Source organism: Clavibacter lycopersici, from assembly GCF_003576405.1.
GTDB classification, from domain to species: Bacteria; Actinomycetota; Actinomycetes; order Actinomycetales; family Microbacteriaceae; genus Clavibacter; species Clavibacter lycopersici.
Genome location: NZ_QWGT01000504.1, coordinates 1 through 653 on the forward strand (window position 1 = coordinate 1; position 653 = coordinate 653).

2 protein-coding genes are annotated in these 653 nt (G+C 68.8%); both read left to right on the top strand.

Translation table 11 applies throughout. The annotated features are described in order from the left end of the window. The coding region (locus tag DZG00_RS16210) for a nucleotide-binding YajQ family protein (RefSeq protein ID WP_119455773.1) at positions 1-118 on the top strand (118 nt) is incomplete at its 5' end. An 82-nt stretch (positions 119-200) separates the two neighbouring features. After that, positions 201-653: PLDc N-terminal domain-containing protein (locus DZG00_RS16215; protein WP_199689847.1), on the top strand; the 453-nt coding region annotated here is incomplete at its 3' end.

Here is a 653-nt window from a genome sequence, read left to right on the forward strand (position 1 = left end):
CGTCGAGGGCGACGAGCTCCGCGTCTCGAGCAAGAGCCGCGACGACCTGCAGCAGACCATCGCGCTGCTCAAGGGCGCCGACGTGGATCTCGACCTGCAGTTCGTCAACTTCCGCTGATCCACCGGGTGCGCGTGCCCCGCCTGTCCGGCGGGCACCGCGTCCCCCGGGCGGCCCGGTCGCGGCGGATAGACTCCGCCTGATGGACCCCTCGATGACCACCCTCGTCCTCGCGGGGCTCGCGGTCGTCGTCGACTTCGTCGTGCGCATCACGGCGCTGCTGGTCATCCCCCGCAATCGCCGGCCGTCCACCGCCATGGCGTGGCTCATGGCGATCTTCTTCCTGCCGTACCTCGGCATCCTGCTGTTCCTGCTCATCGGCTCGACCCGGCTGCCGAAGCGGCGCCGCGAGAAGCAGCAGGAGATCAACCGGTTCATCATCGAGTCGACCGAGGGCATCGAGCGCGTCACGCGCGAGCACTCCTGGCCGTCGTGGCTCGACTCGGTCGTGGAGCTCAACCGCACGCTCGGCTCCATGCCGCTCGTGGGCGGCAACCGGGCGAAGCTCTACAGCCACTACGACGAGTCGATCGCGGCGATGACCGCGGAGGTCGAGAAGGCGACGCGCTACGTGCACGTCGAGTTCTACATCCTC